General features: G+C 67.3%; 22 protein-coding genes. 16 read left to right on the forward strand and 6 right to left on the reverse strand.

All coding sequences use genetic code 11. The features are described from left to right. The first annotated feature begins 251 nt into the window (after positions 1-251). The 7 genes from pstS to H8F25_RS16930 all read left to right on the forward strand — a co-directional run bounded on the left by pstS (position 252) and on the right by H8F25_RS16930 (position 6,909). Positions 252-1,244 carry a phosphate ABC transporter substrate-binding protein PstS gene (gene pstS / locus H8F25_RS16900; RefSeq protein WP_197211405.1) on the forward strand — a complete coding sequence of 331 codons (993 nt, stop codon included), beginning with the start codon at positions 252-254 and terminating at the stop codon, positions 1,242-1,244. A gap of 224 nt (positions 1,245-1,468) precedes the next feature. Next, on the forward strand, positions 1,469-2,119 hold the full coding sequence (locus tag H8F25_RS16905) for a Crp/Fnr family transcriptional regulator (protein ID WP_197211406.1): 651 nt from the start codon (positions 1,469-1,471) through the stop codon (positions 2,117-2,119). A gap of 59 nt (positions 2,120-2,178) precedes the next feature. Then, complete coding sequence (locus tag H8F25_RS16910) at positions 2,179-2,874, forward strand: response regulator transcription factor (protein WP_197211407.1); 696 nt, start codon at positions 2,179-2,181, stop codon at positions 2,872-2,874. A 9-nt stretch (positions 2,875-2,883) separates the two neighbouring features. Continuing rightward, positions 2,884-4,023 carry a cell wall metabolism sensor histidine kinase WalK gene (locus tag H8F25_RS16915; RefSeq protein ID WP_231596936.1) on the forward strand — a complete coding sequence of 380 codons (1,140 nt, stop codon included), beginning with the start codon at positions 2,884-2,886 and terminating at the stop codon, positions 4,021-4,023. 152 nt (positions 4,024-4,175) lie between these two features. Continuing rightward, positions 4,176-5,396, forward strand: a complete 1,221-nt coding sequence (locus H8F25_RS16920; protein WP_197211408.1) for an aminotransferase class I/II-fold pyridoxal phosphate-dependent enzyme — start codon at positions 4,176-4,178, stop codon at positions 5,394-5,396. A gap of 117 nt (positions 5,397-5,513) precedes the next feature. Further along, positions 5,514-6,494, forward strand: a complete 981-nt coding sequence (gene cysK, locus H8F25_RS16925) for a cysteine synthase A (RefSeq protein ID WP_197211409.1) — start codon at positions 5,514-5,516, stop codon at positions 6,492-6,494. Positions 6,495-6,627: 133 nt separating this feature from the next. After that, positions 6,628-6,909: a 2Fe-2S iron-sulfur cluster-binding protein gene (locus tag H8F25_RS16930; RefSeq protein ID WP_197211410.1), complete on the forward strand. Its 282-nt coding sequence runs from the start codon at positions 6,628-6,630 to the stop codon at positions 6,907-6,909. A 193-nt stretch (positions 6,910-7,102) separates the two neighbouring features. Here H8F25_RS16930 and gorA read toward each other — a convergent pair whose 3' ends face one another. Further along, a complete protein-coding gene (gene gorA, locus H8F25_RS16935; RefSeq protein WP_197211411.1) occupies positions 7,103-8,467 on the reverse strand; it encodes a glutathione-disulfide reductase in 1,365 nt (454 codons plus the stop codon). A gap of 236 nt (positions 8,468-8,703) precedes the next feature. Continuing rightward, positions 8,704-9,345 carry a pyridoxamine 5'-phosphate oxidase gene (gene pdxH, locus H8F25_RS16940; protein WP_197211412.1) on the reverse strand — a complete coding sequence of 214 codons (642 nt, stop codon included), beginning with the start codon at positions 9,343-9,345 and terminating at the stop codon, positions 8,704-8,706. A gap of 253 nt (positions 9,346-9,598) precedes the next feature. Between pdxH and H8F25_RS16945 the strand changes: the two genes are divergently transcribed. Together H8F25_RS16945 and H8F25_RS16950 are read left to right on the forward strand one after the other, a co-directional pair. Beyond that, on the forward strand, positions 9,599-10,216 hold the full coding sequence (locus H8F25_RS16945) for a methyltransferase domain-containing protein (RefSeq protein WP_197211413.1): 618 nt from the start codon (positions 9,599-9,601) through the stop codon (positions 10,214-10,216). Further along, complete coding sequence (locus tag H8F25_RS16950; protein ID WP_197211414.1) at positions 10,213-10,800, forward strand: isoprenylcysteine carboxylmethyltransferase family protein; 588 nt, start codon at positions 10,213-10,215, stop codon at positions 10,798-10,800. The genes H8F25_RS16945 and H8F25_RS16950 overlap by 4 nt, the downstream gene beginning before the upstream one ends. Before the next feature lies 1 nt (position 10,801). Here the strand turns inward: H8F25_RS16950 and H8F25_RS16955 are convergent, their stop codons facing one another. The 3 genes from H8F25_RS16955 to H8F25_RS16965 all read right to left on the reverse strand — a co-directional run bounded on the left by H8F25_RS16955 (position 10,802) and on the right by H8F25_RS16965 (position 12,428). Further along, positions 10,802-11,194: a DUF1622 domain-containing protein gene (locus tag H8F25_RS16955; RefSeq protein ID WP_197211415.1), complete on the reverse strand. Its 393-nt coding sequence runs from the start codon at positions 11,192-11,194 to the stop codon at positions 10,802-10,804. Positions 11,195-11,381: 187 nt separating this feature from the next. After that, positions 11,382-12,059, reverse strand: coding sequence for a pentapeptide repeat-containing protein (locus H8F25_RS16960; protein ID WP_197211416.1), 678 nt, complete (start codon positions 12,057-12,059; stop codon positions 11,382-11,384). Between the two features lie 21 nt (positions 12,060-12,080). Next, positions 12,081-12,428 (reverse strand): helix-turn-helix transcriptional regulator, encoded by a 348-nt coding sequence (locus tag H8F25_RS16965; protein WP_197211417.1) that lies wholly within the window; start codon positions 12,426-12,428, stop codon positions 12,081-12,083. 215 nt (positions 12,429-12,643) lie between these two features. On the opposite strand from H8F25_RS16965, the gene acsF reads away from it, so the two are divergent. The 4 genes from acsF to H8F25_RS16985 all read left to right on the forward strand — a co-directional run bounded on the left by acsF (position 12,644) and on the right by H8F25_RS16985 (position 16,402). Continuing rightward, positions 12,644-13,678 (forward strand): magnesium-protoporphyrin IX monomethyl ester (oxidative) cyclase, encoded by a 1,035-nt coding sequence (acsF, locus tag H8F25_RS16970; protein ID WP_197211418.1) that lies wholly within the window; start codon positions 12,644-12,646, stop codon positions 13,676-13,678. A 41-nt stretch (positions 13,679-13,719) separates the two neighbouring features. Beyond that, a complete protein-coding gene (locus H8F25_RS16975) occupies positions 13,720-14,367 on the forward strand; it encodes a long-chain fatty aldehyde decarbonylase (RefSeq protein ID WP_231596937.1) in 648 nt (215 codons plus the stop codon). 100 nt (positions 14,368-14,467) lie between these two features. After that, positions 14,468-16,000, forward strand: a complete 1,533-nt coding sequence (locus H8F25_RS16980) for an IS5 family transposase (RefSeq protein WP_231596938.1) — start codon at positions 14,468-14,470, stop codon at positions 15,998-16,000. 180 nt (positions 16,001-16,180) lie between these two features. Continuing rightward, a complete protein-coding gene (locus H8F25_RS16985) occupies positions 16,181-16,402 on the forward strand; it encodes a hypothetical protein (RefSeq protein ID WP_197211420.1) in 222 nt (73 codons plus the stop codon). 63 nt (positions 16,403-16,465) lie between these two features. Here the strand turns inward: H8F25_RS16985 and H8F25_RS16990 are convergent, their stop codons facing one another. After that, positions 16,466-16,690, reverse strand: a complete 225-nt coding sequence (locus H8F25_RS16990; RefSeq protein ID WP_197211421.1) for a hypothetical protein — start codon at positions 16,688-16,690, stop codon at positions 16,466-16,468. A 301-nt stretch (positions 16,691-16,991) separates the two neighbouring features. Between H8F25_RS16990 and H8F25_RS16995 the strand changes: the two genes are divergently transcribed. The 3 genes from H8F25_RS16995 to H8F25_RS17005 all read left to right on the forward strand — a co-directional run bounded on the left by H8F25_RS16995 (position 16,992) and on the right by H8F25_RS17005 (position 19,762). Next, positions 16,992-18,113 carry a magnesium and cobalt transport protein CorA gene (locus H8F25_RS16995; RefSeq protein ID WP_197211422.1) on the forward strand — a complete coding sequence of 374 codons (1,122 nt, stop codon included), beginning with the start codon at positions 16,992-16,994 and terminating at the stop codon, positions 18,111-18,113. 82 nt (positions 18,114-18,195) lie between these two features. After that, a complete protein-coding gene (locus H8F25_RS17000; protein WP_197211423.1) occupies positions 18,196-19,254 on the forward strand; it encodes a PstS family phosphate ABC transporter substrate-binding protein in 1,059 nt (352 codons plus the stop codon). A gap of 76 nt (positions 19,255-19,330) precedes the next feature. Further along, positions 19,331-19,762 (forward strand): tellurite resistance TerB family protein, encoded by a 432-nt coding sequence (locus H8F25_RS17005; protein WP_197211424.1) that lies wholly within the window; start codon positions 19,331-19,333, stop codon positions 19,760-19,762. The last annotated feature ends 289 nt before the right edge of the window (positions 19,763-20,051 follow it).

The following is a 20,051-nucleotide window of genomic DNA, read 5'->3' on the forward strand; positions in this document are numbered from 1 at the left end:
GACGGTCCGCAGGCGGCGGTGTCCGGTCGGAGGGGGGAGGTCCGTCGCTCGCCACGGGACTGCCCGGAGGGCCTGCACCTTAGCGATCGTTTCAGGCCCGAGCGGCTGAAGGGTGTCCGCCGGATCCGAACCCTGCCTGCCGGCCCCGTCCAGGCTGGATCGCCTGTTCTTGAGCAAGCCTTAAACGCCTCCTAACGACCGAGGGGTCGGCGGTTCGTTATCTAAGGAGTGACCCCCTCCAAGGCGCTTCAATGACCTTCGCGAAGAAGGCCCTGTTTGCCAGTGGCATGACCCTCCTCGGCGCCGGCGCGTTGACGTCCGCCGCGGCACTGGCCCAGGCCACGCTCAACGGCGCCGGAGCCTCCTTCCCGGCTCCCTTCTATCAACGCGTCTTCGCCGGCGCTGCGTCTCAGGGCGTGCGGGTGAACTACCAGTCGGTCGGCTCCGGCGCCGGTGTGCGCCAGTTCGTGGCCGGCACCGTGGACTTCGGCGCCACCGACGAACCGATCAAAGCTTCCGAAGTCGCCAAGGTGAAGCGCGGCGTCGTGCAGTTTCCCGCCGTGGGCGGCACCATCGCCATCGCCTTCAACAAGCCGGATTGCCCCTCACTGCGGCTCACCCAGAAGCAGGCTGTCGACATCTTCCTCGGAAAGATCAGGACCTGGGAGCAGCTGAAATGCGGCAAGGGTCCGATCACCGTCGCCCATCGCTCCGACGGCTCCGGCACCACCTTCGCCTTCACCAATTCCCTCTCCGCCTTCTCGCCGGAGTGGAAGAGCAAGGTGGGTGAGGGCAAGGCCGTCAAATGGCCCGTCGGCGTGGGCGGCAAGGGCAATGAAGGCGTGGCTGCGCTGATCTCCAACACCCCAGGTTCGATCGGCTATCTGAACCAGGCGTTCGTCAAGGGAAGGATCAAGGCGGCTGCCCTGCAGAACCGGGCCGGTCGCTTCGTGATGCCCAACCTGCGGGGTGGTGCCGCGGCTCTGAACAACATCAAGCTCAACAGCATGCTCGCCGGGGAGGATCCCAATCCCGCCGGTGCCGACAGCTACCCCATCTCCACCCTCACCTGGATTCTCGCCTACAAGAGCGGCAATGGTGCCAAGGCTCCAGCGATCCAGAAGGCGATGAATATTCTGCTCAGTTCCGCTGCTCAGAATCAGGCCGACGACCTCGGCTACGTTCCCCTCAAGGGTTCCATCCTCAGCCAGGCCCGCAACGCCGTGAAGAGCATCGGCAAGTGAGCTGAATGCTCCTCTCTTTCCCTGTGGCCGGTGCCCGCCGGCTGCAGGGAATCCCCCGGAGACGGGGGATTTTTCATGGGAGGGTTCCCATGGCTGCACAGGCGAGGGGAGGCATGAGAAGGTTCCCTCAGAACCCTTATCCCCGCCTTAACCACCTGTTGATCGTGCCTTGATTGGCTCGCCCACGACTCTGTTTAGGTTTGCCAACAACCGCTCGATTTCCCATGGTGGTGACGCCGTTCCGCGAAGCAGCCGGCAGCGACGCTTTCCGCGATTTTCTGGAGACGAGCTTCCGCAAGCGCAATCTTGTGCAGCTCGCCTGCGGCAGCCAGGTGCCGCTGCTGCGCCACTCGATCTGGCTGGTGGTGCGTGGCATGGTCAAGCTGGGCGCTCTCACCATCCACGGCGATGAGCTGCTTCTGGGCCTGGCCGGCCCGAACGAGCCGTTCGGTGAGCCGCTCACCGATGTGGAGGCCTTTGAGGCCCGCACGCTCTGCGACACCGACCTGCTCTGTCTGTCGATGGATGAGGTGCGCGCCAATCCCACCCTCTCCCTGGCCCTGCTCGAGGCTGTCAGCCGCCGCTATCGCCAGTCCCAGGCTCTGCTGGCCCTGATGGGCCTGCGGCGAGTGGAGGAGCGGGTGCGCGGCTTCCTCGAGCTGCTGGCCCTTGATTACGGCCAGCACTGCGAGGAGGGGCTGCGCCTTGATCTGCGCCTTACCCACCAGGAGGTGGCCAGCGCCCTGGGCACCACCCGCGTCACCGTCACCCGCGTGATCGGCCTGCTGCGTCAGGAGGGCTGGCTGCAGCTCGATGGCCAGCGCCGTCTGGTGATCAGCCACCCCCCCGCCTCGTCAGGACATCGGCTCCGTTGATCACGCCACCGGTGATCGCATCCTTCTGGGAGACCCCCCTCAGCGGCGAGAGTGGGGAGATGCAAGCCTCCCTCCTCCTGGTCGAGGACGACGACACGATCCGCGAGACGATCCGCGATGCCCTCTGTCTGGAGGGTTTTGAGGTCACGGCCTGCGGCAATGGCCGCGACGCCCTCAAGCATCTGCAGATCGGGGAGGGTGAACCGCCCTTTTCGCTGGTGGTCCTCGATCTGATGCTGCCCGGCCTCGGTGGCCTTGAGGTGTGCCGCCAGCTGCGCCAGGTCGGCGACCGCACCCCGATTCTCGTGGTGAGTGCCCGCGACAGCGAGGCCGACCGGGTGCTGGGCCTCGAGATCGGCGCCGACGACTATCTGATCAAGCCCTTCGGGATGCGCGAGCTGGTCGCCCGCTGCCGCGCCCTGCTGCGCCGCTCCCAGCCGGCCGCCGAGCCCGGGCCGGTGGTGCTGCAGCACGCCAACCTCGCCCTGTATCCGGAGGAGTGCCGCGTCACCCGCGATGGCCTCGAGGTGAATCTCTCGCCGAAGGAATACCGGCTGCTGGAGTTGTTCATGCAGCATCCCCGGCGCGTCTGGAGCCGCGACAAGCTGCTGGAGCAGGTGTGGGGCGTCGATTACTTCGGCGACAGCAAGACGGTGGATGTGCACATCCGCTGGCTGCGCGAGAAGCTGGAGGCCAACCCCTCCGCGCCGGAGCACCTGATCACGGTGCGCGGCTTCGGCTACCGCTTCGGCTGACCGCGGCCGGTGAGCCCCGTCCCTCTGCTGTTCGGCCCCCTGGCTCTGCCCCTCGGTCTCCTGCTGGGGGTGGTTCTGACGCTGCTGTGGACGCGTCGCAGCCGCCGCCGGGTCCGGCGCCTGGCGGGTCTGGCACCGGCGCAGCTGCTGCGCTGGCTGGAGGCCGCTCCGACTGGCTGGCTGATCATCGATGGCGACGATGTGGTGCGGCTGCTCAATCCGCGCGCCGAGCGCCTGCTGGAGGTGGGTGGACCGGCCCTGCTCCATGCTCTGCCCCTGCAGCGGGTCTGCGATGCCCCGGAGCTGGCGGAGCTGGTGCGCGATGCCCGTCGCCGCGGCCGGTTGCAGCGGCTGGAATGGCAGCGCCCCGGGGAGGAGCTGGAGCTGTTCGCACTGCCCGGCGAGGCCGGCTGGGTGGCGGTGCTGCTGCAGAGTCGTCGTTCGCTCGAGGCGCAGCTGGAGCAGCAGGAGCGCTGGGTGTCCGATGTGGCCCATGAGCTCAAGACGCCGCTGACGGCTCTGCTGCTGGTGGGTGACAGCCTCGCGGCCCAGGTGAACAGCGGCAATGCGGTGCTGGTGGAGCGGTTGCAGCGGGAGCTGCGGCGCCTGCAGGCCCTGGTGGGTGATCTGCTGGAGCTCTCGCGCCTGGAGAACACGCTGCCCCGCGATGGTCTTCGTCGCAGTGCCGTCGATCTGCCTGAGCTGGTGCGGCAGGTGTGGATGGGCCTGCGGCCGCTGGCGGAGCCGCGCGACATCCACCTGGAGCTGCAGGTGGAGCCCGCTGAGGCCGCCGCGGTGGTCTCCGCTGACAGTTCACGTCTGCACCGGGCTCTGCTCAACCTGCTCGACAACGCCATCCGTTTCAGCCCTGACGGCGGCACCATCCACGTGGGCATCCGGCTGCGCTCCGGCTGGTGCCGGCTGAGCGTGCGCGATCAGGGGCCGGGTCTCAGCGAGGAGGACAGCCGCCGCCTGTTCGAGCGCTTCTATCGCGGCGATCCGTCCCGGGCTCGCGGCCAGCAGGGCGGCACCGGTCTGGGGCTGGCGATCGTGCAGCAGATCGCCCACGCTCACGGTGGCCGCATCCGCGCCGGCGACCATCCCTCCGGCGGGGCGCTGCTGGAGCTGTTGCTGCCTCTGGAGGGCTGAGCAGCCCGCAGAACGTGTCCCGCTCCTGGCGCTCGCGGCCGGAATCCCGGTCCGGGCCGACTGCAGGGATGCCCGGAACCTGCGGGTCGGTTGCCAGTCCTGGCGCCGGCCCCGCGCGGCAGCATGCCAGCAGATCCGGCTGCCTTGCCCTGATGTCCCTCCAGAGAGCCTCCGTCGAGCCTGCCCGCCGCCTGGCATCGGTGCTCGAGCCGGTGATCCCTCTCGTCGGGACTCTCACCGCCGCCCACCCCGGCACCCTGTCGATGGCCCAGGGCATGGTGGACTGGGGCCCGCCTCCGGAGGTGCTCGCGGGGCTCCAGGAGGTCCTGGCTGCTGCCCGGACTGAAGCAGGGGCGGCCGCGGCGCTCGATCGCTACGGCCCGATGCAGGGGGATCCGGAGCTTCTGGAGGCACTGGCCTCCCATCTCCGGAATCGGCACGGCCTCGATCTGGAGGGGGCCGCTCTGTTGGTGACGGCCGGCAGCAACATGGCCTTCAAGACCCTGATGCAGGTGCTCTGCGATCCCGGCGATGAGGTGATCCTGCCGGCGCCCTGGTACTTCAACCACGTCATGGCCGTGCAGCTTGCCGGCGGTGTTCCGGTGCTGCCCGATGCCGGCCTGATCCCCGACCTGCCGGTGCTCGAGGCGGCGATCACCCCCCGCAGCCGTGCCATCGTCACGGTGTCGCCCAATAATCCCAGCGGTGTGGTGATGCCGCCGGAGCGGCTGGCGGCGATCAACGCTCTCTGCGCCAGCCGCGGCCTCCTGCACATCAGTGATGAGGCCTACGCCGCCTTCGTGCATGGCACGGTTCCGCACTGGAGTCCGGCGGCGGCAGCAGGGGCGGCCGCCCACACGGTGACGCTGCAGTCGTTCTCCAAGGCCTACGGCATGGCGGGCTGGCGGCTGGGCTACGCGGCCGTGCCGCAGCGGCTGCTGCCGGCCCTGGCGAAGGTGCAGGACACCAATCTGATCTGCCCGCCGCGCCTGAACCAGCGGGCCGCCCTGGCGGCCCTGGCCGCAGGGCCCACCTGGCTGGAGCCGCGGCTTGCGACGATCCGCCATCGCCGCACCCAGGTGCTCCAGACCCTGGCTCAGGCCCAGGATCAGGGCCTCCCCGCCACGCTGCTGCGCGAACCCGACGGCGCCTTCTATGCCCTCTTGCAGGTGCGCACCCCCCTGTCCGGGTTGGAGCTGGTGGAGCGGCTGATCCGCGAGCACGGTGTGGCGGCCCTGCCTGGGGAGAGCTTCGGTCTGCCGGCCACAGGGGGTGACGCCGTGCTGCGCCTCAGCTATGGCCTGCTCGCGCCTGACCCGCTGGAGGAAGCCCTGCAGCGGCTCTGCGGGGGTGTGGCGGCCCTGGCCGGTTGAGTGGCGCCAGCCGCCCCCCGGATCACGGGAGATTCAGGGAAGGGCGGAAGGGGCAGGAATCCTCACCGGCTCTGACTAGGGTGCCGCCAGAACCGATCTGTCCGTTTCGCCGCCCTGATGAGCTCCATCTACGCCGATAACAGTCTCAGCATCGGCCGCACACCCCTGGTGCAGCTGAATCGCGTCAGCGACGGGGCCGGAGCCCGGATTCTGGCCAAGATCGAGGGGCGCAATCCCGCTTATTCGATCAAGTGCCGCATCGGCGCGGCGATGATCTGGCAGGCGGAGAGGGATGGCCTGCTCGGGCCCGGCAAGGAGCTGATCGAACCCACCAGCGGCAACACCGGCATCGCACTGGCCTTCGTGGCGGCCTCGCGCGGCATTCCGCTCACGCTGACCATGCCGGAGACGATGAGCCTGGAGCGTCGCAAGCTGCTCACGGCCTACGGGGCACGGCTGGTGCTCACCGAAGGGCGCATGGGGATGAGCGGGGCGATCGCTGCCGCCCGCGAGCTGGCCGAATCCGATCCGGATCGCTACGTGATGCTGCAGCAGTTCATGAATCCGGCCAATCCCCGCATCCACCACGACACCACCGGCCCGGAGATCTGGGAGGACACCGATGGATGCGTGGATGTCCTGGTGGCGGGCGTGGGCACCGGCGGCACGATCACCGGCGTGAGCCGGTACATCAAGCAGACGCTGGGCAGGCCGCTGGTGTCGGTGGCCGTGGAGCCGGTCAACAGCCCGGTGATCAGCCAGACGATCGCTGGTGAGGCGCTCAAGCCCGGGCCCCACAAGATCCAGGGCATCGGCGCCGGCTTCGTGCCCGACAACCTCGATCTGTCGTTGGTCGATCGGGTCGAGACGGTGAGCGACGAGGAGGCGGTGACGATGGCGCGCCGTCTGATGCGCGAGGAGGGCATCCTCGCCGGCATCTCCTGCGGCGCCGCCACGGTGGCGGCCCTGCGGCTGGCCCATGAGGAGGCCTTCCGCGGCCGCACGATCGTCGTGGTGCTGCCGGATTCGGGCGAGCGCTACCTCAGTTCGGTGCTGTTCGAGGGCATGTTCAACGAGCGTGGTCTGGCGACGGTGTGAGCGCGATGGTGCTCCTGGAGTGGCCCCTTGGGGGGATGGGGCCTGTCGATGCTGTTTCGATGACGCCGGTCGCGCAGGCGACAGCAGCGCGCGGCGGCACCGCCTAAGTCATCGGGAGTCCGTGATAGTCCCCATGGCCAGCTACACGATCACCCTCGAAGGCGGCGGCAGTTTCACCTGCCCTGATGACACCTACATCCTTGATGCCGCCGAGGAGCAGGGCATCGACCTGCCCTATTCCTGCCGAGCCGGCGCCTGCAGCACCTGTGCCGGCAAGATCCTCAAGGGCAGTGTGGATCAATCGGATCAGAGCTTCCTCGATGATGACCAGATCGCCGAGGGTTTCGCCCTGCTGTGTGTCAGCTATCCCCTCAGCGACTGCACCGTGAAGCCCAACGCCGAGGACGATCTCTGAGCCTGAAGCCGGCCCGGACCGCAGCTGACGCGGATACCGCCCTGTTCGCGTCAGCACCGACCTGCGGGCTTTGGTCTTCGGGGCGCTTACGGTTGCCCTGGGCCCCCAGGTGCACCTCGCCGGGATCAGCTCCGTGGTGAGGGGGCAAGGGCGGCACCTCCGGAGTGTTGTGGGTCATCAAGCGCTGGGTTGTTCAATCCGGCATCGTCACGAACTCCTCGGCCACCGAGGGGTGCAGCGCCATCGTGCGGTCGAAGTCGGCCTTGGTGGCGCCCATGCCGATGGCGACCGCCGCCATCTGAATGATCTCGGCGGCGTGTTCGCCCACCATGTGGGCCCCGAGCACCCTGCCGCTGGAGCGCTCCACGATCAGCTTGAGCAGCACCCTGGGGCCGGTGGCCGGCAGGGCCTGGCTCATCGGCCGGAAGCGGGCGCGGTGCACGCGGATGCCCTCGCGGCCGCAGCGCTCGATCGCCTGCTCCTCCGTCAGGCCCACGCCGGCCAGTTCCGGCTGGGAGAACACGGCGCTGGCCACCAGGCTGTGATCCACCCGGCGGGGCTTGTTGCCGTAGATGGTGTCGGCGAAGGCGCGTCCTTCATCCACCGCCACCGGCGTCAGGCAGATGCGGTCCGTCACATCGCCGACGGCGTAGATGCCCGGCACGTTGGTGCGCTGATCGGCATCCACCGGGATGCGGTGCCCTTCGATGGCGACGCCGGCGGCTTCGAGATTGAGGCCCTGCAGGAAGGGGCGCCGGCCGGTGGCCAGCAGCACACCCCCGCAGGAGATGGCCTCGCCGCTCTGGGTGGTGACCGTGAAATCTCCGGGGGCGCAGTCGCCGGTGATCGCGGCGGGGGAATGGGCGAAGCGGATGTCGATGCCGGCGGCCTCCATGCCCTCCCGCACTGCGCCAGAGGCCTCGCGGTCGAAACCGCGCAGCAGATGATCGCCGCGCACCAGCTGCGTCACCTGCACGCCCAGGCCGCGCAGGATGCAGGCGAATTCACAGGCGATGAAGCCGGCACCCACCACCACCATCGACTGCGGCAGCGTCTCCAGCTCGAACATGTCATCGCTCACCCAGCCGAGGTCGGCGCCCGGGATTTCGGGGCGGTGGGGCCTGCCGCCCACCGCGATCAGGATGCGCTCGCCGCGCAGTTCGCGCACGTTGCCGTCTGAGGCGGTCACCGTGATGCCGTTCGGCCCGCTGAAGCGGCCCCAGCCCCGCACCAGCTCGACGCCGGCCTTCTCCAGAAAGCCGATGTGCAGTGTGTTGAGCCGGTCCACCTCGGCGCGCACATTGGCCAGCAGTGTCGCGGCATCGTGGCGCACCTCACCGATGCTCCAGCCGTAGCTGGCGGCATCGGCGAGCAGGTGCCGGTAAGCCGAGCCGTACACCAGCAGCTTCTTGGGCACGCAGCCGCGGATCACGCAGGTGCCGCCCACCCGGTCTCCCTCCACGATCGCCACGCGGGCTCCGTAGGAAGCGGCCCGCTTGGCGGCGGCCAGGCCGCCGGAGCCGGCGCCGAGCACGATCAGATCGAAGGTGTCGCTCATCGAGGGGGGAGGGACGGAGGGGCTGTGGTCGGAGTTTGGCGCCCATGGGTCAGCCGGGCAGCGCCAGGGTCACGACGGGCGCGGACTGCGGCCGATGCACCAGGTCACACGACTTGACGCTATGAACATAGGCGCATGTCTCTGGCCTGTTGGCCCTCGGCGGTTCCGGGTGAGGGCCGGGTCCCGGTCCGCCCATCTGCCGAGCTGGCGTCCGCCGCGGGCCGCGCGCGGATCTCTCAGGGCGCCAGCCGCTCGATCAGCCAGCCGCCATCGCCCTGCTCCTCGCGCCGGTAGCGGAAGCGATCGTGCAGGCGGTTCTCGCCCCCCTGCCAGAACTCGAATTCGAGGGGCTCCACCCGGTAGCCGCCCCAGCCGGTGGGCAACGGCACGCCGCCCTCGCGGAAGCGCTGTTGCAACTCCTGCCATTTCTGCTCGAGCAGGCTGCGGGAGCTGATCACCTGGCTCTGCTGCGACACCCAGGCGCCCAGCTGGCTGCCGAACGGCCGGGAGGCGAAGTAGGCCAGCGATTCGGCCGCGGAGATCCGCGCCGCCGGCCCCAGAATCGCCACCTGCCGCGCCAGCCCGTACCAGGGAAACAGCAGGCTCACCTGTGGCTGGGCGGCGATCTCGCTGGCCTTGCGGCTGCCGTAATTGGTGAAGAACACGAAGCCGCGCGGATCGAAGGCCTTGAGCAGCACCGTGCGGCTGCTGGGGCGCTGGCCATCGGTGGTGCCGAGCACCATGGCGTTCGGCTCCAGCAGCTCGGCCGCCTGGGCCTGCTGAAACCACAGCCGGAACTGCTCGACCGGATCGGCCAGCAGATCGCGGCGGCGCAACCCCGCCTGGCGGTACTCCTGGCGCAGCTGGCTCAGATCCATGGGCGGAGGGGGCAGGGGATCTCTCGGGCCATCGTGGCGGCATGGCGGGTTCGGGGCAGTGGTTCCGGTCTCTGCTGTCGCGGGCCCCCACCGGCCTGGCGCCCATCCCCGGCACCGATCGCAGACCGCGCCGGATCACTGCGCTGCCTGGCTTGTTCCTATGCTTTAAAAAACATTCACGCTTTTCCCACCACATTCCTTCATGGGGTCCTCTTCCGTTGTCCCTTCGGCTGATGCCGAGGCAGGGGCCTCGATGTCATCCGTCTCCGCCGCCTGGGATCAGCGCTACCGCGAGGGCAGCGATGGCTGGGAGCTGGGCCGCCCGGCCCCGCCCCTGGAGGTCTTTCTGCGCAGTGATCCCCGCTCGCCCAGGCCTCCGGCTCGGGTGCTGGTGCCCGGTTGCGGTCGCGGCCATGAGGTGGCGCTGCTGGCGGAGCTGGGTTTCGAGGTGTTGGGCCTCGACTTCAGCGGCGAGGCTTTGGCGGAGGCTCGCCGGTTGCATGGTCCCGAGCGGCCCGCTCTGCAGTGGCTGCAGGCCGATCTGTTCGATGCCCAGGCCCTGACGGCTGCAGGGCTGGGGCCGGCTTCCCTCGAGGGAGTGGTGGAGCACACCTGTTTCTGCGCCATCGATCCAGCCCTGCGCCCGGCCTATCTCGCCCGGATGCACCAGCTGCTGGTGCCCGGCGGCTGGCTGCTGGCGCTGTTCTGGTGCCATCCGCGGCCGGGCGGGCCCCCCTGGGGCAGCGATCCGGCCGCCCTGGAGCAGCACCTGCGCGGCGCCGGTTTCCTGCCTGAGTTGTGGGAGCCGGCCCGTGGCTCCGTCGACGCCCGCCAGGATGAATGGCTGGGGCTGTGGAGACGGGAGCCATGAACGAACCACGCCAGCCGGCGTCCCCTGGGGCCGAGCCGTCGGCGCCGCCAGCGGGCCCGCAGCAGCTGCTGCTGCGCTGGGGCTTCAGCTGGCAGGGCCTGCGCGACAACCGCCGCGGCGAATGGTGGCTGATCGCCCAGGTGCTGCTGATCGCCGCCCACCTGCTGCCGGCCACGCCGCCACCGGCCTCGCTCGGCCTGGTCTGGCCGCCGCTCCTGGCGCTGCTGGGGTGGGCCACCCTGGCGCTGGGCCTGCTGCTGGCGGCCCAGGCCTTCTTCAACCTCGGGCCCAATCTGACGCCCCTGCCCGAACCGATGCCGGGGGCGGAGCTGGTCACCGGCGGCGCCTACGCCCGCAGCCGCCACCCGCTGTATCAGGCGGTTCTGGTCTGCTCCTTCGGGGTCACGCTCGCCCTGGGCAGCCTGCTGCACCTGGGCCTGCTGCTGGCCCTGGCGTGGGTGCTCGCCAGCAAAGCCCACCGGGAGGAGCAGAGGCTCCTGGAGATCCATCCCGGCTACGCCGCCTACCGGGCTTCCACCCCGGCGATCCTGCCTGGGGTGCCCGGTCTCGACTGGCGCTGTTGAGTCACTCCCGCGCGGTGTTTCGGCTGCTTGCCAGCCGCCAGGGCAGCTCTCCCTCCAGCTCGATCTGCACCGAGAAGCTGAGGATGCTGCGCACGATCACCAGCAGGCCCAGGGTCGTGATGCTGCTGAGGGTCAGATTGAGCGAGACGCTGCGCAGCAGGTCGGCGGCGATCAGGATCTCCAGCCCCAGCAGCAAGCCCCGGCCGAAGGTCTGGCGCGCGATGGTGTATGCCGCCTCGCCACCCTGACGCCGCAGGGTGAACAGCGCCCGCTGCAGCGTCAGCACGGCTCCCCCCAGGATCGCCACGCCCCCCAGCAGATCGAACAGTTCCCCGAGCCGGCCCAGCTGGGCCAGCAGCGGGGCGTCGGTGTGGAGGGGCAGGGGGGCGGTCATGGGGTGGGAAGGCGGCAGGCAGCGGCGGATCCTGGCCCGCACGATCAGGGTGACAGCCACCGGGCGGATGCGCTGGCCGCTGGCGTGCAGCTCTGCCCGGTCAGCTCCACAGTGCCGCTTGCCATCCGCCGGGACGGCCCCCGGTGGTGTCCTGTGACGCGGCTCCGATGCCTGCCTGGTGCCGTCTTCAGAGGCAGGGATCGCGGCGGCTCCCCTCCAGCCGGGTGGTCTCCAGCTGGGCGCCGTCCAGGTTGCAGTCGCGCAGATCGCAGCCGCGCAGGTCGGCCTGGCTGAGATCGCAGCCGCGCAGATCGGCTCCGTACAGCGTCGCTTCGCGCAGATCGGCACCCCGGAGCAGGGCTCCCTGCAGCTGGGCGAAGCTCAGGTCGGCACCCTGGAGGTCGGCGCCGCCCAGATCGGTGAGCTGATCGAGGCCGCTGCGGAAATCGGCCTCCACCAGGCGTGCGCTCCGCCAGAGGCTGCCGGCCGCCACCACCCCCCGCAGACAGGCGCGGTGCAGCAGGGCCGCGCTGAAGTCGGCCCCCTGCAGCCGCGAACCGCTCAGGTCGGCCTCCTGCCAGCCGGAGCCAGAGGCGCGCACCTCCGACAGATCCGCCCCCCACAGGAGGGAGCGCTGGAAGCTGCACCGTTCCAGGTTCGCCCGGCGGAAGTGAGCGCGGCCGAAGCGGGCCTCCTGGAAGCAGCTGCCGCGCAGGTCGCAGTCGTTCAGGTCCAGATCGACCCCATCGAGATCGCCGAGCTTCAGCCCCTCGAAGCGGAGCCGGCCCGCGGCGAGCGCCTGGCGCAGGGCCTCCAGATCGGCCGGCCTCCCGTCCTCCTGGGGAGGCCTCGGCTCAGGATGCATGGCTTCGGCGCGGCAGCGTGGTCAGAGGATCGCCGCCAGGGCATCGAGCTGCTGGCGGCGGGCATCGAGCAGCAGCGCCTCGGCCTGGGCCAGCAGCCGGAACACCTGCGCATCGATCACCTCGTAATAGACGAGGCTCCCCTCCGGACGGCGCCGCACCACGCCGGCGATGGTCAGCAGCTTGAGGTGCTTGGAGACCAGCGCCTGACTGAGGCCTGTCTTCTCCACCACGGCGGTGACGTTGAGCGAACCCTCGCGCAGGGCCTCCAGCACCGCCAGACGGTTGGGTTCGGAGAACACCTTGAAGTACTCGGCCAGGGCCTCAGTGGGCAGACCGCTGGGCAGAGCGGAGGGCGGGACGGCGGACATGGCGCGCAGCAGAGAAGGAAAACGCGGTGAACAGGTGGTCCGTGGACCGGCTGGCATCAGGACATCGTATCAGCAGAGATCCTGGATCACTGATAACATGGTAGCGTTATGCCGTTGCATTGCCAGCAGGGCCGGTGGCCGCCCAATCGCGGGTACCGAATCGCGGCTGGTCGGTCGCGACAACCCGATGGCAGCCATCCGATGACAACAACCCGATGACCACCGCCACCACCGCCGCTCCTCACCTGCGCGAGGACCTGCTCACGCCGCGCTTCTACACCACGCAGATCGCCAAGGCGGCCCGAACCGACCTGGAGGGGCAGCGCCAGGCCTTCGAGGCAATGCTTGGCGAGATGGAGGCCGACTACAACCGCGAGCACTTTGACCGGCGGGCGCCGCTGGCGCGGCTGGCGGACCTGACGCCCGAGGAAAAGGCGGCCTACGAGAGCTATCTGGTGCGCTCCTGCGTGTCGGAATTCTCCGGCTTCCTGCTGTTCAAGGAGCTGTCGCGCCGTCTGCAGCAGGCCCGGCGCCCCGAGCTCAGCCGCCTGTTCAACCTGATGGCGCGCGATGAGGCCCGCCATGCCGGTTTCCTCAACCGGGCCCTGGTGGCGGAGGGCATCGAGATCGATCTTCCCTCCCTGAGCGGCAAGCGGCCGATCACCTGGTTCCCGCTCAGCTGGGTGCTGTATTCGGTGTATCTGTCCGAGAAGATCGGCTACTGGCGATACATCCTGATCGACCGCCATCTCAAGGCCCATCCCGAGCACGCCTTCGCGCCGTTGTTCGCGTTCTTTGAGCCCTGGTGTCAGGACGAGAACCGCCACGGCGATATCTTCAACATGCTCATCCGCTGCTGGCCTCAGCTCCGGCAGGGTCTGCGCGGCCGCCTGTTGAGCCGCTTCTTCCTCTGGAGCGTCTTTCTCACCCACAGCCTCACAGTGTGCGAGCGCGATGAGTTCTATGGAATTCTCGGCATCGACGCCCCCGCCTTCGACGCCGAGGTGATGCGCCAGACCAACCGCACCGCCCGTCGCGCCTTCCCGCGGGTGTTCGATCTGGAGAACAGCGACTATCTGAACCTGCGCGATCGCCTGGTCGCCACCTACCAGCAGATCAAGGATGCCGGCACGAGCGGCGGGCCGCTGCAGCGTCTGGGCCTGCGCCTGCGCTTCGCCGGTCTGTTGATCCGCCAGTTCTGCCAGCCGATGGTCGACTCCAGCCAGACCACCGCCGGAGGTGTGGCATGAGCGCCGCTCCCTTTGCCCCGGCATCCGCTGCGCCGACGCCCGTGGCGTCGCGTCCGGATTACGGCAGTGCCAGCTACGGGGATGCCTTCAGCCGCATCAATGCCCTGGTGATCGTCGGCGAGGCGATGGCCGATCGCCACTTCCGCCGCCTCGCCGCTCTGCTGCCCCAGGACCGGGAGGAACTGCGGCGTCTGGGGGCGATGGAGGGCCGCCACGCAGCCGGCTTCGTCGGCTGCGGCCGCCACCTGGGGGTGACGCCTGATCTGGCCCTGGCCCGCCGCCTGCTGGCACCGCTGCAGCAGCAGTTCGACGCCTGTGAATCCGAAGGCGATGTGGTGGGCTGTCTGACGCTGCAGTGCCTGATCATCGAGTGCTTCGCGGTGGCGGCCTACCGCTGCTACCTGCCGGTCGCTGATCCCTATGCCGCGCCGATCACCGCGGCGGTGCTGCAGGACGAAGATGAGCATCTGGGCTATGGCGAGCAGTGGCTGCGCCAGCGCCTGGAGGCAGTGCGCGAGCCGCTGGAGCGCTGCTGCAGGCAGGCGGTGCCGGCGGCCCTGTCGCTGCTGCAGGCCCTGCAGGCCGACCTCGAGGCGATCGCGATCGCACCGCTGGAGCTGATCGCTGAATTCGTCGTCTGCTTTCAGGAGGCTCTCGAGGCGATCGGCTACATGGGGCTTCCTGAATAAGGCCAGATCCGCTGCAGCACAATGGATCTCAGCTCTTTTTGACGGTAAAATGTGCGCAAATGGGCCGATTTGTGCCCAAAAGCGGCCCGGAGTTTTCCACATGTATCGGCGCGAGCATCGTCATCAGCTCTCGTTCGAAGACTTCTTTCTGCCTTTCGGCGGCAAACTCTCTGGTGACAATCGCTGGATCAAGCTGGCTGAGCTGATTCCGTGGGATGAACTGGAGGACGACTACGCGGCGCAATTCTGCAAGGGCTTTGGAGCACCGGCAAAACCCTTTCGCATGGCACTGGGTGCTTTGATCATCAAGGCCCGTCTCGGGCTCACGGATGAAGAACTGGTCGAGCAGATCAAAGAAAATCCATACCTGCAGTTCTTCATCGGCCTGGAAGTATTCCAGTATTCGGCGCCGTTTGATCCATCAATGATGGTCTATTTCCGCAAGCGCCTACCGGAAGCCGTTGTGAATGACTGCAACGAACGGATTGTGCGTCATGGCCTGAAAGTGATTCGCTCATCTGATACCGAGGGCCCAGGCGATGACAATGGCAGTGGTGGTGGATCGACCAGTCCTGCAGACCAGCCACAACCATGCTCGCAGAAGCAGCCGAATCAGGGTTCACTTTTGATCGATGCCACCTGTGCGCCTGTAGATATCCGTCATCCAACAGACCTATCACTGCTCAATGAAGCGAGGGAGGTAACTGAGATCCTGATTGATGCAATGCATCCCAAGGTCAGAGAAAGCTTTGGCCATAAGCCGCGTACGCACCGCAAACAGGCAAGGCAGCAGTTTCTTGCAGTGGCCAAAAAAAAGAAGCCAAGGATCAGCAAGATCCGCAAAGCGATCAAGCAGCAGCTTGGTCACCTCAAGCGGAATCTGGCAAGCGTTGACGCCCTGATCGCTTGTGGTGGCTGCCTTCTGGCCGCCGGACGGCATATCTACCGGAAGTTGCTGGTGATCAGTGAGCTGGTCCGCCAGCAGACCATTCTCTATCACGCAGACAGCAGAAGCATCCCAGATCGCATCGTCAGCCTCTGCCAGGCACATATCAGGCCGATTGTCCGCGGGAAAGCTCGTTGCAATGTTGAGTTCGGAGCCAAGATCTCAATCTCTGTCACCGGCGAGGGATTCACCTTCCTCGATCGCCTGAGTTATGCCCCCTACAACGAAGGAGAAGACCTCAAGGGTCAAGCGATTTCCTATCGGCGTCGCCATGGTCACTATCCGAAGGTGATTTGTGCTGACCAGATCTACCGCACAAGATCGAACCGTGCTTTCTGCCAGCGCCATGGAATCCGTTTGAGTGGCCCGCGACTTGGACGGCCGAAGAACGATCCTGAATTGGTGGCTGCCGAGAAGCAGCAGTTCATCGATGACCAGCGCCAAAGGAATGCCGTTGAAGGCAAGATCGGCCAAGGCAAGCGTCGTTTTGGGCTGGGCCTGATACGTGAGAAGCTTGCTGTGACACAGGGTTCAACCATTGCACTGAATGTTCTGGTGATGAACCTCGAGAAGCTGCTGGAGCTTCTTTTTGTTCTTTTTGCGTCCTGGCTGCAAGTTCTCCTTTGCAATCAACCAGGCAAGGGGTCACCATTCGTGTGTGTGAGCACTCATCTCAGCCCCACATGAACGGCCAGTCTCCGCCTCACTCAGGCTCGGCTCTTTGACAGCTTGACCTCCCTCTTACTTTCTCAGGAAGCCCTACATGCCGCATCAGGCCCGGGTGCTGGTGGCGCGGCTGGCGGGCGCTGCGGTGGCCTGAAGCGGAACCGTGCCAGGGTTGTAGGGAATTCCCTTCAGGCCCCGGCCATGGAGCCCGGCAGACCCTGGCTGCGGACCGCTGACCGCCTGGCCGTCGCCCTGCTGGTGGCCGGCTGCGGCGTCGGGTTGGCGGGTCTGCTGTTGCGTCCACCGCTTCCCCACCACCTGCCGCTCACCCCTGAGGAGCAGCAGCAGCGGGTCAGGGAGCTGGAGAACCGGCTGCTGGAACAGGTCCCCAGGGCGGTGGAGCTGCGCTACCGCGATCTCTGAAGCGTGGCCCGGATCTCTCCGCTGCGTGGATGGTTCGGGTGCAGCGGCGTGATGTCGCGCGCGTCAGGGTTGCAGGGGAGGGGTGTGATTCAGCAGCGATGACTTGCTGTCCTTGAGCTGATTCCAGGTGCGGCGGATTTCGGCATAGGCCTCTTCCTGGCTCAGTTTGCCGTTGCTCTGCAGCGCCACGATCAGCCCCACCCGCTCGGCGAAGGTTTCGAGGTTCTGGTGGAAGGCGAGGCGTTGCGGTGTCCAGTCCTGTCCCCGGTAGCTGGAGAGCGCCGGCATCGGCGATCGCACGCCCTCCGGCCCGTAACTCCCAGCCGGAGCTGGTCCGTCACCGGGGGCTGGGGCGGAGGGATGCATGCTCAACCCCGGCGAATGCGTTTGCGGAACCCTAGGAAGAGCGGATTAAGAGCAACCTAAGAACGGACGATCGTGCTGTGGAGCACAGCCAGGCCCGCGCCTCACTGGCCACGCTGCACCAACCGATCCCGGGGAGGCGCCCGATGAAGCCCTGGTTGCCGCAGGTGGGGATCTGTCTGCTGTTGCAGGGCGGGATCGCCGTCACCGGTTTGCTGCTGCATCATTGGCTGCCGGCTCCCCCACCGTGCTGCGATCGACACCTGGTGCTCTGAGCTCGCGCCTGCTGGAGGAGCGGCCCGCGAATCTTCCCGGCCAGCTGTTCGTCCATGGCGGCCGTCAGCCCAGCCGCTTCTGTGCGGTGCTGTTCGAACCCCAGGGGCCCAGGCTGCTGCAGCTCGAGACCCCTGCCTGCGTGCAGCGTCTGGTCGGCTCCGGACAGCCGATCTGGCTGCGGGTGATGGGGCTCTCCGATGGAGACCGCATCCGCGCCATGCTCGAGCCTCTGGAGGTGCCGCCGGTGCTGTTGCCACCGACGCTGGAGGTGCCACAGCGTCCCCGGGTCGATTGCCTGGGGGATGCGCTGCTGGTGGTGCTGCATCGCCTCGGTTTTGCCAGGGATCCCCTGCATCTGCTCAGCGCCCAGGTGGGATTTCTGCTGTTGCCGCACCGGCTGATCACCTTTGAGGAGGCTCCCTCCGGTGAGGCCTTCCCCCAGCTGACCGAATGGCTGGCGCAGCAGAGGGGCTGCGGTGATGATCACGATCTCGATGACATCCTCCACTATCTGGTGGACGAAGTGCTCGATGCCCTCTTCCCGATGCTGGAGCACATCTCGAACCGGCTGGATGATCTGGAGGAGGCTGTCCTGCGGGATCCCAGGCCGGGGCAGCTCAGCCGCGCCTTCAGCCATCGCAGCAACCTGCGCACCATCCGTTCCCAGGTGTGGCCGCTGCGCCATCAGATCCGGGTCCTGTTGCGGCAGCGCCAGCAGCTGCTGGGCCCGGAGGCCCTGAGCGGCTTCCAGGACATGGGCGAACTGGTGGAACTGCTGTTTGACAGCACCGAACTGTTGCGTCATCAGTGCGATGCGATCACGCAGGCCTATGCGGCGAGTGTCGGCAATCGTATGAACCAGGTGATGAAAACCCTGGCCATCCTCACCAGCATCTTCGCGCCGTTGACCTTCATCGCCGGCATCTACGGCATGAACTTTGAGCACATGCCCGAGCTGCGCTGGCGCTACGGCTATGCCCTCGTGGTTCTGATCATGCTGATCGTGGCCCTCCTGCAGGCGTGGCTGCTGGCGCGTCGCGGTTGGTTTGAGGACTGGACCACACCGCGCTGAGCATCGGGCGCTACATGATCACCTGTTCTTAACCCCCGCCGCCATCGATCTGAAGCAGATTCAGCTCGGTAAGGAGATCCCCATGGCCCTTGCGATCCTGGAGCGGGCTCGGTCGGGTGTCGCGTCGAGAGCTGTTGTCGTTGCCGGCGTTGTGTTCGCCCTGGCCCCGGCCGGCAGCGCCCAGCAGAGTGCCCCGGCGATCCGTCTCGGTGGCTCCAGCACCGTGCATCCGATCCTGGCCGAGGCGGTCCGCGACTTCCGGCGGGCGAATCCCGCTGAGGCCCGCACCCCCATCCAGCTCAGTGAGGAGGGGACAAGTGGTGGCTTCCGGCGCTTCTGTCAGGGCCAGCTGCTGATCGCGGGTGCCTCCCGGCCGATCAACAGCGCCGAGCTCAAGGCCTGTCGCTCGAAGGGGGTGGCGTTCATCGAGCTGCCGATCGCCTTCGATGCCATCACCGTGGCGGTCAACCCCCGCAACACCTGGGCGCGCCTGATCACGACCCGTGAGTTGGCGCGCCTGTGGGGTCGCCAGGCCCAGGGGCGGATCATGCGCTGGAATCAGGTGAACATCGACTGGCCGGATCGTCCCCTGCGCCTCTGTGCGCCTGGGCGCGACTCCGGGACCTACGACTTGTTCAACAAGGCGATCAGCGGTGCTGTGGATAATGCCCGCCAGGATGTGGTCAGTAGTGAGGATGATGGGGTGCTGGTCAAATGTGTGGCTTCCGATCCCAATGCCATCGGCTATTTCGGCTACAGCTACTACGCCACCAACCGCGACAAGTTGCGTGCCCTCACCGTCGTCGGAACCAAGGGCCCTGTCGCTCCTTCCGCGCGGTCGGTTCAGAATGAAACCTATCTGCCGCTGTCACGGCCGCTCTTTCTCTATGTCAATGATCAGGCTCTCCTGCGCAACCAGACTGGTCGTCGCTTCCTGAAATGGACCCTGCGCAATGGCCTGCGTCTCAGTGAGAAGGTGGGCCTGATTCCGCTGCCCTCCAGCACCTATCGCCTCGCTGAGACCAAGCTCTACCGCCGTGTGCTCGGCAGTGCCTTCGGTGGTGATCTGGCGGTGGGTCAGGGCGTCAGTCAGACCCTGCGCCGCAGTCTCGAGAGCCTGAAACGACCGGAGTTCCGTTGATCCGCCAGCCCTGCTGTGGATCAGGCCTGTGTGCGGGCCCGTTCCAACCCAACACCCTTCAGCCATGACTGTATCGATGACGGCCGTTGAGGCCTTTGCCGCCATACCGCTTGCCGCCGTGTGCTGCGATCAGCATTTCAGCAAGGATGAGGCCTGGGTGATCCGTGAACAGCTTCTGTGTCGCTCGGCTTATCGCGCCATGGAGCCCTATGCGTTCGGCCTGTTGATCTCGCGTCTGTTGAAGCGCTTTCGTGAGGAGTCCTGGCAGGGCTTGATCGCTGCTGCCGCTCCCGTTCTCTCGCCAGGGCATCAGGAAACCGCCTTTGCCCTGGCCTGTCAGCTGATCCACTGCGATCGGGATGTGTCCGAACTCGAGCGCGAGTTCCTGATCGCCCTTTCCGGCATCCTCGACCTCAGTCAGACCAGGGCTGCCCAGATCGTCGAGGTGTGCGCCCTGCTGAACCGCGATGCCGACTTCGGGTCGGAGCTTCACTCAGATCCGGCCTGACGTCTGTCGGCAGTCCCTGAGGCGGAAGGCCAGCAGCCCCCTCAGCCCCAGCATGCCTGCGGCGGGCCACGGGCCTGATCGACCAGGGAGCAGGGCGGGTGCTGCGGCGGAGATGCACTTGTCGGGCCATCTCGGAAGGCCACGTGGGTGAATCAACCTGTCACAGGCTTTGTGAACGTGAAGCCGTTCGTGCAGCGAAGGGGCGGAGAAGGTGACCGCCAGATCATCGGCATGGGCCTCGAGATGGCCGGGCGTTCAACGTTGCGGTGGCTGCAACTTCTTGCATGAT

This window comes from Synechococcus sp. CBW1004 (assembly GCF_015840715.1).
GTDB lineage: Bacteria > Cyanobacteriota > Cyanobacteriia > PCC-6307 > Cyanobiaceae > Cyanobium.

Coding starts and splice junctions, on each gene's coding strand:
- pstS (WP_197211405.1), top strand. CDS start 252: ATGACCTTCGCGAAGAAGGCCCTGTTTGCCAGTGGCATGACCCTCCTC.
- H8F25_RS16905 (WP_197211406.1), top strand. CDS start 1,469: ATGGTGGTGACGCCGTTCCGCGAAGCAGCCGGCAGCGACGCTTTCCGC.
- H8F25_RS16910 (WP_197211407.1), top strand. CDS start 2,179: ATGCAAGCCTCCCTCCTCCTGGTCGAGGACGACGACACGATCCGCGAG.
- H8F25_RS16920 (WP_197211408.1), top strand. CDS start 4,176: ATGTCCCTCCAGAGAGCCTCCGTCGAGCCTGCCCGCCGCCTGGCATCG.
- cysK (WP_197211409.1), top strand. CDS start 5,514: ATGAGCTCCATCTACGCCGATAACAGTCTCAGCATCGGCCGCACACCC.
- H8F25_RS16930 (WP_197211410.1), top strand. CDS start 6,628: ATGGCCAGCTACACGATCACCCTCGAAGGCGGCGGCAGTTTCACCTGC.
- gorA (WP_197211411.1), bottom strand. CDS start 8,467: ATGAGCGACACCTTCGATCTGATCGTGCTCGGCGCCGGCTCCGGCGGC.
- pdxH (WP_197211412.1), bottom strand. CDS start 9,345: ATGGATCTGAGCCAGCTGCGCCAGGAGTACCGCCAGGCGGGGTTGCGC.
- H8F25_RS16945 (WP_197211413.1), top strand. CDS start 9,599: ATGTCATCCGTCTCCGCCGCCTGGGATCAGCGCTACCGCGAGGGCAGC.
- H8F25_RS16950 (WP_197211414.1), top strand. CDS start 10,213: ATGAACGAACCACGCCAGCCGGCGTCCCCTGGGGCCGAGCCGTCGGCG.
- H8F25_RS16955 (WP_197211415.1), bottom strand. CDS start 11,194: ATGACCGCCCCCCTGCCCCTCCACACCGACGCCCCGCTGCTGGCCCAG.
- H8F25_RS16960 (WP_197211416.1), bottom strand. CDS start 12,059: ATGCATCCTGAGCCGAGGCCTCCCCAGGAGGACGGGAGGCCGGCCGAT.
- H8F25_RS16965 (WP_197211417.1), bottom strand. CDS start 12,428: ATGTCCGCCGTCCCGCCCTCCGCTCTGCCCAGCGGTCTGCCCACTGAG.
- acsF (WP_197211418.1), top strand. CDS start 12,644: ATGACCACCGCCACCACCGCCGCTCCTCACCTGCGCGAGGACCTGCTC.
- H8F25_RS16980 (WP_231596938.1), top strand. CDS start 14,468: ATGTATCGGCGCGAGCATCGTCATCAGCTCTCGTTCGAAGACTTCTTT.
- H8F25_RS16985 (WP_197211420.1), top strand. CDS start 16,181: ATGGAGCCCGGCAGACCCTGGCTGCGGACCGCTGACCGCCTGGCCGTC.
- H8F25_RS16990 (WP_197211421.1), bottom strand. CDS start 16,690: ATGCCGGCGCTCTCCAGCTACCGGGGACAGGACTGGACACCGCAACGC.
- H8F25_RS17000 (WP_197211423.1), top strand. CDS start 18,196: ATGGCCCTTGCGATCCTGGAGCGGGCTCGGTCGGGTGTCGCGTCGAGA.
- H8F25_RS17005 (WP_197211424.1), top strand. CDS start 19,331: ATGACGGCCGTTGAGGCCTTTGCCGCCATACCGCTTGCCGCCGTGTGC.